The organism is Azovibrio sp., from assembly GCF_049658005.1.
In the GTDB taxonomy this organism is placed as follows: Bacteria; Pseudomonadota; Gammaproteobacteria; order Burkholderiales; family Rhodocyclaceae; genus Azovibrio.
In genome coordinates, this window is sequence record NZ_JBASOH010000062.1 from 67,255 (window position 1) to 75,700 (window position 8,446).

Consider the following 8,446-nt stretch of genomic DNA (forward strand, 5'->3'; position numbering starts at 1 on the left):
TCCGGCGCACAGCATCCCACCTCAAAAAAAAAACGGCACCTTGCGGTGCCGTTTTTTCAAGCAAGCGCAGGATCAGGCAGCGGACAGCGCCTTGATCTGGGCAGACAGGCGGCTCTTGTGACGGGCAGCCTTGTTCTTGTGAATGATCTTCTTGTCGGCAATGCGATCCACCACTGCCATGGAAGACTGGAAGACACCCTGGGCGGCAGCCTTGTCACCGGCTGCAATTGCCTGACGCACACGCTTGATCGCGGTACGCAGCGTGGAACGCAGGCTGGCATTGTGGGCGCGCTGCTTGGTAGCTTGACGGGCGCGCTTGCGGGCTTGTGCGCTGTTGGCCATGAAAAATCCTAAGCTCGTAAAAACAAAGGCCAGATTCTAAACAACGCCACAAAAAACTGCAAGAGCCATCAGCAAGATAGCGTATGCGCCAAAAGTGCTAAGCAGCACGGCGTCGCCCCCCCGGCCCAGTCAAAACTATGTGACCCAGCCCGGCTGCGAGCCCGAGCGAGCGAATGCAAGGCTGCCTATACGCCAAACCCATGCCCGAGTCGGATTTCGTCGCGCTGCGCCCCGGTGGCAATACCCCATCTCCCGGTCCCCCCGGCCTTTCGGCAAGTCCAGCGTCCTCTGCCGCTTCGCCCACGCCAAGCGACCGGCAACAACACTCCCCAACCACTCATGACAAGATGAGAACCGTCCGTCAGACGGCCTGCCCATCAGTTCCTTGAGTCATTAGCATGGTCTACATCCGCGTACACCATACGCTCAACCAAGATGCGGTACATCGCATTGCATTGCTGAACAATTTGCTTGAGGTCGACAATGTATAGATATCGTCACGGCTTTACCCTGATCGAAGTCATGGTAGTGGTCGCAATCGTAGCCATACTCGCCTCCGTGGTTCTTCCGAGCTATCAGGACTACGTTATCAGGGGAAAGATATCGGAAGCCACTTCCCAGCTTCCCTCCATCGCCAATAAAGCTGAGCAATATTTTGCCGATCGTCGGACCTATTCCGGTTTTTCCTGCACACCAGTGTCCGATACAAAATATTTCGATTACAACTGCAGCCCCGCTCCATCAGCGGATGGATACACCGTGACGGCAACTGGAAAAAAAGAGATGTCCGGTTATGAATACACGCTTGACTCACTTGGAAGAAAAACCTCTAAAACCCCTTACGGCAATTCTTCTGACTGCTGGATATTGAAAAAGGGTGGAAAATGCGGATGAAAGGATTCACCTTGGTAGAAATGATGGTGGTAGTGGCCATTCTCGCCATTGTCGCCACGGTCGCCCTGCCCGAGTTTTCTGCCTGGATTGCCAACCAACGTTTGAATGCCAAGGCCGAATCATTGGCAGCCGGCCTAAATGTCGCCAGAACGGAGGCTCTCAAACGCAGTGCTTCCGTTTCTGTCGCTTTCACCAGCTCCAACGGAATGTTGGATGGAGGCTGGAATGTTTGCCCTGCCGACAAAGCAGCTGCCGATGGCACTTGTGCAGCAGGGGACCTTATTGACTCGCGCAAAGGGGAAAACACAACCGATCCGGTCGATATCAGTCCGGCCGGAGCTTTCATGGTCACATTCACCAGCCTGGGTACAGCAGCCGCCAAAGACGTGGCAGGTGACGATCGTATCAGCGCGCTCGATATCAAAAGCGAAAAAACATCGGAAATCCGCCGAGTCGAAATCAGCACAGGCGGACGTATCAATGTATGCAAACCCAATGCCACGGGGTACGGAGCATGTTAAAGGAAAAAGGCAGCGTACTACTGGAAGCCCTCGTCGCCATCCTGGTATTTTCCCTCGGAGTTCTAGGGGTTGCTGGCTTACAGGCCCACAGCATCAAGGATTCTTCCGATGCAAAATACCGGGCTGATGCCGCTTTTCTTGCCAATCAACTCGCCTCGCAAATGATGGTAGATCAGACAAACATCGCCAGTTATGCCGGTGAGGATGGCGACGGACCGACAACCAAACAAAAGTGGTTTGCCAACGTAAGAGAGTTACTACCCAATGCCGGTGCGACCGTCGCGGTCGAAAATCAGCCTTGCACTGCGGTAGTGAGCATCACCGTGGGATGGTGCTCACCCGAAGAGAAGGAAAAAAATGGTGGCTGCAAGGTCAACGATGATGGTGTGATTTACCTACACCAGCACAGCATCACCAACCGGATAATGACGAGCACGATCTGTGAATAAATCCGGGAGAAAGAAAATGAATCAGATCAGGCAAAGAGGGTTTTCACTGGTAGAGCTGATGGTTGGAATCGTCATCGCTTTACTCGCTTTACTGGTCATCACGGGTTTTTTGGTGGTTTATAGCCAGCAGCAAAAAACCACGGTTTCCGCTAATGAAGCGCAAAATACCGGGATGGTGGCTGCGTACCTGATAGAAAGGGAATTGCGCATGGCCGGATATGGTCTCACTACGCCAGCTGCTCTGGGCTGTACGGTACATTTCAAAAATGGAAAAGTAGTGGCGGAACCCGTCCGGATCACCAGGGACAATGTAACAGGCTCGGACCAAATATCCGTATTCTATGCCACCGACTCGCGCGCACCGCTCGCGGCGCGTGTAACGGAAACAACGACCAACACCTTCAGCCTCAATAAAGAACACGGAATATTCCTCAATCCAGGCGACGTTGTTCTTTTCACCCCAGACATCGGTAATGACACCTCGCCGGCCGCAGGAAACTGCGATGGCATCAGTGGTCGTGACTGTGTATTGGGGCAATCAACACGGACTTCAGAGGTAGGCTCCAGCTTTCAAACACAACTCGGCTCATCTTACGAAAAGAACGGAAAAACTTACGAGTCGCCCTACAACAGTGGTAATGGCAAGTTAAACATATGCACATCCCCTGCATCCAATATCCCTATAACAGGGGGGGATGTAATTCCTTTTGGTGACCCGGCCCATTACATTTTCGCCGTCACCCCACAGCAACAACTCACCCGACAATCGACAGTACCGACCGACACCGGACAAGAGGTCATCGCCGAAGGTGTAGTCGCTTTGCGTGCCCAATATATTCTCGACACCGACGGAGACGGACAATCTGATCAGTTTGTGGATCCTTGGGATACCCAACCATCGAACTGGAACTGGACGCACGTTGTCGGCATACGGTTTGCACTCGTTTCCAGAAACGACAGGCGCGACCCGGAAAAAACCATGGCCAATGGGAGCTTGGAATTATGGCCAGGAACCACTCTCGCCAACGGTACGGAAATACCTACCCAGAACCTGGCGCTCACGGAAGAACAACAGCACTATCGATACCGGGTTTATCAAACCATCGTGCCGCTCAGAAATTACATCTGGAATCCCGCAAAGAGTTGAAGAGGTGGCGTAATGAATCGACAACGAGGTTTTTCACTTTTTATTGCCATGGTCATGTTAGTAGCCATTGCCATCCTGGCTGTTGCGCTAGTCAATTCGATGCGTTCGACCACCCTGGCAGCCACCAACATTTCCTTCAAACAGATGACCTTAGCCTCCTCGGACGCTGCCGTCCAGACAGGAATGGCTTGGTTGTTATCCGAGAATCCGAAAAGTCTGTGGAATGATGACCCTGCAGCAGGATATTACGCCTCTCACTTTGAAATTGACTTCGATGGCAAATCGGGCGATCAAAACCCCAACAATGACCCGGATTGGGTGGAAGGCGGCAGAATATCCAGTCTCGCACTCGAAAAAGACAGAGTGGGCAACCAGGTTCGTTACATCATTCAGCGTATGTGCAACACCGAAGGCGAACCCCCGGATGGCAACAACGGTAGCACGCTTTCTTGCTTGATGTGTGTATCCAGCCGTTGCGCCGCGGCTCAATCACAGGATGTGCAAAAGCATGGAAGCATCGAATATGGGCGGACATATGAAAATATGGGAGGTTACTGCCCAAAGATATGCCAGGATATTTTCAACCAGACCGATCTTGGCGCAGCGAAAGAAAGAAATTCCGCAGACTTCATGATTTACAAAATCACTGCAAGAACACTGGGGCCAAAGGATACGGCAACCTATACCGAGTCGTTGGTGGCCGTTTCGACGTCTGATGAATGAGGTGGAAAAATGAAAACACGAATCACATTTGCGCTTCTGCTTTGTTCGTTGAATGCGCTTGCAGCAGACAAGCTCGATCTGGCTACCGAACCTTTGGGAAAGGAGGGCGCCGCCCCTGTCCCGCCCAATATGGTGATCATCCTCGATGACTCTGGAAGTATGGACCAAAACTACACGCCAGACTGGGTAAAAGACAGCGGGCTTTGCCGGTCGCGGTGGGAGAGTTTTTATGAAAACACGTACAGCTCTCGCACCAACTGCAACGAGGGGGAAGTTCCTTATCACAGCGGGGATTTCAACAAGCAGTTCTACAACCCAAGGATTCGTTACCGTCCACCCATGAAACCGGACGGCACCGAGTATCCGAATGCAAATGTTTCGGCAACCCCCGGAAATTTTTATCAGCCGTATACCCAAGACGGTTCCAACTGGACCACCAACCTCGCGAACAACCGGACCGAAGACGCATTCTGGTGCAAATCCCTGCCTAATGATACTCAGCGCTACAACTCGACCTGGCTCGCCAGCAATTGCAAGAAAATCCCTGCAGGGCAAGGTTATATCTACCCGGATGCGACTTATAAATACAAGGTTATCGATGATCGAACCGAGTTTTATGGACCTCCATTTTACTATGTCATGGAAGGCACCCTGCCCTTCTGTACCACCACATCCTATTCCGTCTGCAGCAACACTCGTACTGAAACTTATAAATACCCCAAGTTCAGCGCAGTGAGCTTCAAGAAGGTGTACATCACCTCCTCGGTCACCAGCTATACCAAATACCCGGAACGAAGCGATTGTTCGGGCTCCACTTGTAGTTATACCGAGGAGCTTCAGAATTACGCCAACTGGTATGCCTATTACCGCTACCGGATGCTCATGATGAAAACCGCCTTGTCACGCGCCCTTTCCGAAGTCAGCGATACCAAACCCGGGGTCGGGCTCAGGGTCGGGTTGATGGTCATCAGCGGGGGGGCAACCCATCAGACCGGCACGGATTACAAATGGAATCGAGCGCGCGAAGTTCCAGTGTGGGAATTCGATGTCACCCAAAAGCAAAAAGTTTACGACAACCTTTTTGCCATGCGCACACCCTCGTGGACGCCTTTGCGCGGAGCTCTGTCACGCGCCGGAAAGTATTATTCAAACAAGATGGATAGTACCGAGGACTCCAGCAAATGGGTAGATCCCGTCAAATATTCGTGCCAGCAGAATTTTGCACTGCTTTCGACCGACGGGTATTGGAACACCGAAATCGAGAAATCCAGCAGCCCCAATTTTGGCCCCTACAAGGAAGACCGTAGTCTGGTAAACGACATCGACAATGACACCACCCGTTTCCAGCGCCCGGCGGTTCAAAGCGGCACAGCGGCTGAAGCCAACACCCTCGCAGACATTGCTGCCTACTTCTTTGGTCGGGATATTCGGACGGACATGGAAGATGAAGTGCCTACGACAAAAGCCGATACCGAGATATTTCGGATGGACTGGCTCGAAAAGCAGGGGGAACGTTTTAGGACACGGCAACGCATGACCACCTACACCCTGGGTTTGGGCGTGGATGGATCACTCGTCTACCACAAGGACTACCCCGATGGTTTGTCGCTCGACTACAACGCCATCATGGCCGGCAGCAAGGTCTGGCCGAAAACATCTGCCTCCAGTGAAAACAAAATCGACGATCTGTGGCATGCCGCGGTCAACGGGGGAGGTCGGTACCTGTCAGCCGCAACACCGGATTCGCTCTATCAGCAACTGGTAGCCGCCTTTAACGCCATCGGCAGCCAGTCAGGCGCCGCTTCGGCAGCAGCCACCAGCAATCTCAGCCTAGTAGCCGGGTCGAGCAACCTGGCTTATCTCCCCCGCTACAGTGTTGAGGGCTTCGACTGGAATGGAGACATTCTGGCCTTGAAGATGAACCCTGACACCGGTGAGACTGACACGGAAGAAAACTCGGTCTGGTCTGCACGCACGAACCTGCAAGCCCCGGCCAAAGCGGGAACGCGGGCGCTTTACACCTTCAACAAAACCGCTTCGGGAGCAGACAAGAAAAGAGTGCTGGCCTTCTCGAATCTGACAACCGATGAAAAAAACTATTTCGACCCCGCGCGCCTGAGCCAATGCGCAAGCAACCCAGGGCTCAATTGCCCGGGCGCGACAGCGGAAAATCTCTTTGATTTCCTGATGGGCAAGGACGATGTGACGACGAACAAGAGCTATCGCACAAGAAGTTACGTGCTAGGCGATATTGTGAACTCGGGCCCCGTTCATGTTGCAGCCCCCTATTTCAATTACACCGATAACAACTATCAGGACTTCAAAAGCACCAAAAAGAACAGGACACCCGTACTTTATGTCGGCGCCAATGATGGCTTCCTTCATGCCTTCAGTGGCGAAACCGGCAACGAGCTGTGGGCTTACATGCCGTCAGCGGCACTGCCAGATCTGCATCAGTTAGCCAACAAAAGCTATGCCCACCGTTACTTTGTGGACGGGAAAATCACCGTGAGTGATGCTTTTGACGGAAGCTGGCGCACCATCCTGGTTGCTGGAATGGGAGCGGGCGGAAAACATTATTTCGCCCTTGACGTTACCGACCCCGCCAATCCCAAGGCCTTGTGGGAGTTTACGGATGCCACCATGGGATACGCCCACGGCAACCCCCTGATCACGAAACTACCCAAAACCGGCCAATGGGTTGCCTTGCTCACCTCGGGCTACAACGGCGGTGATAATGGTCAAGGGGTGCTGTATGCCCTAGACCTCTTCAGTGGTACGGAAGTGTTCCGGATCAAAACCACCAACGGCACCGCCAGTGCAACCAAACCCGTGGGACTCGCCAAGATCAACAACTGGCGTGAACATGCCTATGTCAACGCCGACGACGGGGTAAGCAACAACAACACCACGGTTTCCGTCTATGGTGGCGATCTGAACGGAGACCTGTGGCGCTTCGATCTGGAGTCGAGGTCGGTGAGTCTGGTGGCCAGAGTGGGCGAGCCCATCACGGTCATGCCTGAGCTGGCAAGCATCAGAGGCCATCGTGTGGCGTTTTTCGGCACCGGACTTTGGCTGCAAGTCAAAGACAAGGCGGATCGGGTGACACGTACCATCTATGCGATCAAAGACAGCCTCGGGGGAACGATCAGCTCTGTCAAGGGCAACTCCGATTTCTTGGAAGTCACCCTGTCGCAAAACGGCACGAAGCGCGAGAGCAGCAGCGGTCAAATGAACTGGGAAGCCATGCAGGGTTGGTACGCCAGTCTGGTTGAAGAAGGGGAGCGAGTAAACGTCGATCCCTGGCTCGCGGGCACCATGCTCGCGGTAGCTTCCAACATCCCAGATGCCGGAACGGCACGCGATTGTTCTGCCGGAGGCCGGAGTTGGTTCAATGTCTTCGATGTACTGACCGGGAAACTATCGAGCAGCAACACCACTTATTTTGGCAACACCCTGATCGTGGGTATCAGCGGTTTCACTACGGCCTCAGGACAGCCCAAGGTGCTGGGCGTGGGAGCAGATGGCTCGAACAAAACGCTTTCGGTCGGAGAAACACAAGGCACACCGCAAAAACAATCCCGAAGGGTATCCTGGCGAGAACTGATCCCGCGCAATCAATAAGCACCTCCCTCGCCTGAACACCTCGCAAGCCGTTTCGGCCATCCGCATCGCACTACTGAAGCGTAATGGCCAAGTTCCAAAACGGACCTTGCGAGGTGTTTTCTTTCAAGCCAGTTCCCGCGGCAGCGGGAAGTTCACATCCTCTTCCACCCCCTGCAGCTCCAGCACCTCACCCTGACCGAGCTGCCGGAGCCGTTCCACGACACGGGCCACCAGATTTTCCGGAGCCGAGGCGCCGGCAGACACTCCCACCCTTTGCCTGCCCTGCAGCCAGTCGGCCTGGAGTTCGTCGGCGGAATCGACCAGATGGGCCTCGATGCCCATTCCCGCAGCAACCTCCTTCAGGCGCCGGGAATTGGAGCTGTTCTGGCTGCCCACCACGATGACCAGGTCACACTGCTCCGCCAGGGTCTTGACCGCGTCCTGGCGGTTCTGGGTGGCATAGCAGATGTCGTCCTTCTTGGGTCCCTGGATGAGGGGAAAACGCTGGCGCAGGGCGTTGATGACGACACTGGCGTCATCCACGGAAAGCGTGGTCTGGGTCACATAGGAGAGCTGGGCCGGGTCCCGCACCGCAAGGCGGGCCACATCGTCTGCCGTTTCCACCAGATACATGCCCCCCTGGCTCTGGCCCATGGTGCCTTCCACTTCAGGGTGGCCGCGATGACCGATCATCACGACTTCACGGGCCTGGGTGCGCATCTTGCCTACTTCCACATGGACCTTGGTCACGAGAGGACAGGTTG

The 8,446-nt window shown here is 54.2% G+C and carries 8 protein-coding genes; 6 read left to right on the forward strand and 2 right to left on the reverse strand.

Features of this window, described 5'->3' with window-relative positions:
* Nucleotides 1-72: 72 nt before the first annotated feature.
* A complete protein-coding gene (gene rpsT / locus WBH99_RS06735) occupies nucleotides 73-342 on the reverse strand; it encodes a 30S ribosomal protein S20 (RefSeq protein WP_303783955.1) in 270 nt (89 codons plus the stop codon).
* A gap of 483 nt (nucleotides 343-825) precedes the next feature.
* Here rpsT and WBH99_RS06740 point away from each other — a divergent pair, with 483 nt between their 5' ends.
* Genes WBH99_RS06740 through WBH99_RS06765 form a run of 6 tightly spaced genes read left to right on the forward strand, consistent with a single transcriptional unit; the run spans nucleotide 826 to nucleotide 7,700 of the window.
* Nucleotides 826-1,236, forward strand: a complete 411-nt coding sequence (locus tag WBH99_RS06740; protein ID WP_424219338.1) for a type IV pilin protein — start codon at nucleotides 826-828, stop codon at nucleotides 1,234-1,236.
* On the forward strand, nucleotides 1,233-1,757 hold the full coding sequence (locus WBH99_RS06745) for a GspH/FimT family pseudopilin (protein WP_424219339.1): 525 nt from the start codon (nucleotides 1,233-1,235) through the stop codon (nucleotides 1,755-1,757). Before WBH99_RS06740 ends, WBH99_RS06745 begins: the two co-directional genes overlap by 4 nt.
* A complete protein-coding gene (locus tag WBH99_RS06750; RefSeq protein ID WP_424219340.1) occupies nucleotides 1,751-2,206 on the forward strand; it encodes a type IV pilus modification PilV family protein in 456 nt (151 codons plus the stop codon). The genes WBH99_RS06745 and WBH99_RS06750 overlap by 7 nt, the downstream gene beginning before the upstream one ends.
* A gap of 16 nt (nucleotides 2,207-2,222) precedes the next feature.
* On the forward strand, nucleotides 2,223-3,353 hold the full coding sequence (locus WBH99_RS06755) for a PilW family protein (protein ID WP_424219341.1): 1,131 nt from the start codon (nucleotides 2,223-2,225) through the stop codon (nucleotides 3,351-3,353).
* Nucleotides 3,354-3,365: 12 nt separating this feature from the next.
* Nucleotides 3,366-4,076 (forward strand): pilus assembly PilX family protein, encoded by a 711-nt coding sequence (locus tag WBH99_RS06760; protein WP_424219343.1) that lies wholly within the window; start codon nucleotides 3,366-3,368, stop codon nucleotides 4,074-4,076.
* Nucleotides 4,077-4,085: 9 nt separating this feature from the next.
* The gene (locus tag WBH99_RS06765) at nucleotides 4,086-7,700 is read left to right on the forward strand and encodes a PilC/PilY family type IV pilus protein (protein ID WP_424219344.1); all 3,615 of its coding nucleotides are present in this window, start codon (nucleotides 4,086-4,088) and stop codon (nucleotides 7,698-7,700) included.
* A 105-nt stretch (nucleotides 7,701-7,805) separates the two neighbouring features.
* Here WBH99_RS06765 and ispH read toward each other — a convergent pair.
* Nucleotides 7,806-8,446, reverse strand: a 641-nt coding sequence (gene ispH / locus WBH99_RS06770) for a 4-hydroxy-3-methylbut-2-enyl diphosphate reductase (protein ID WP_424219345.1), incomplete at its 5' end; no start/stop codon positions are given.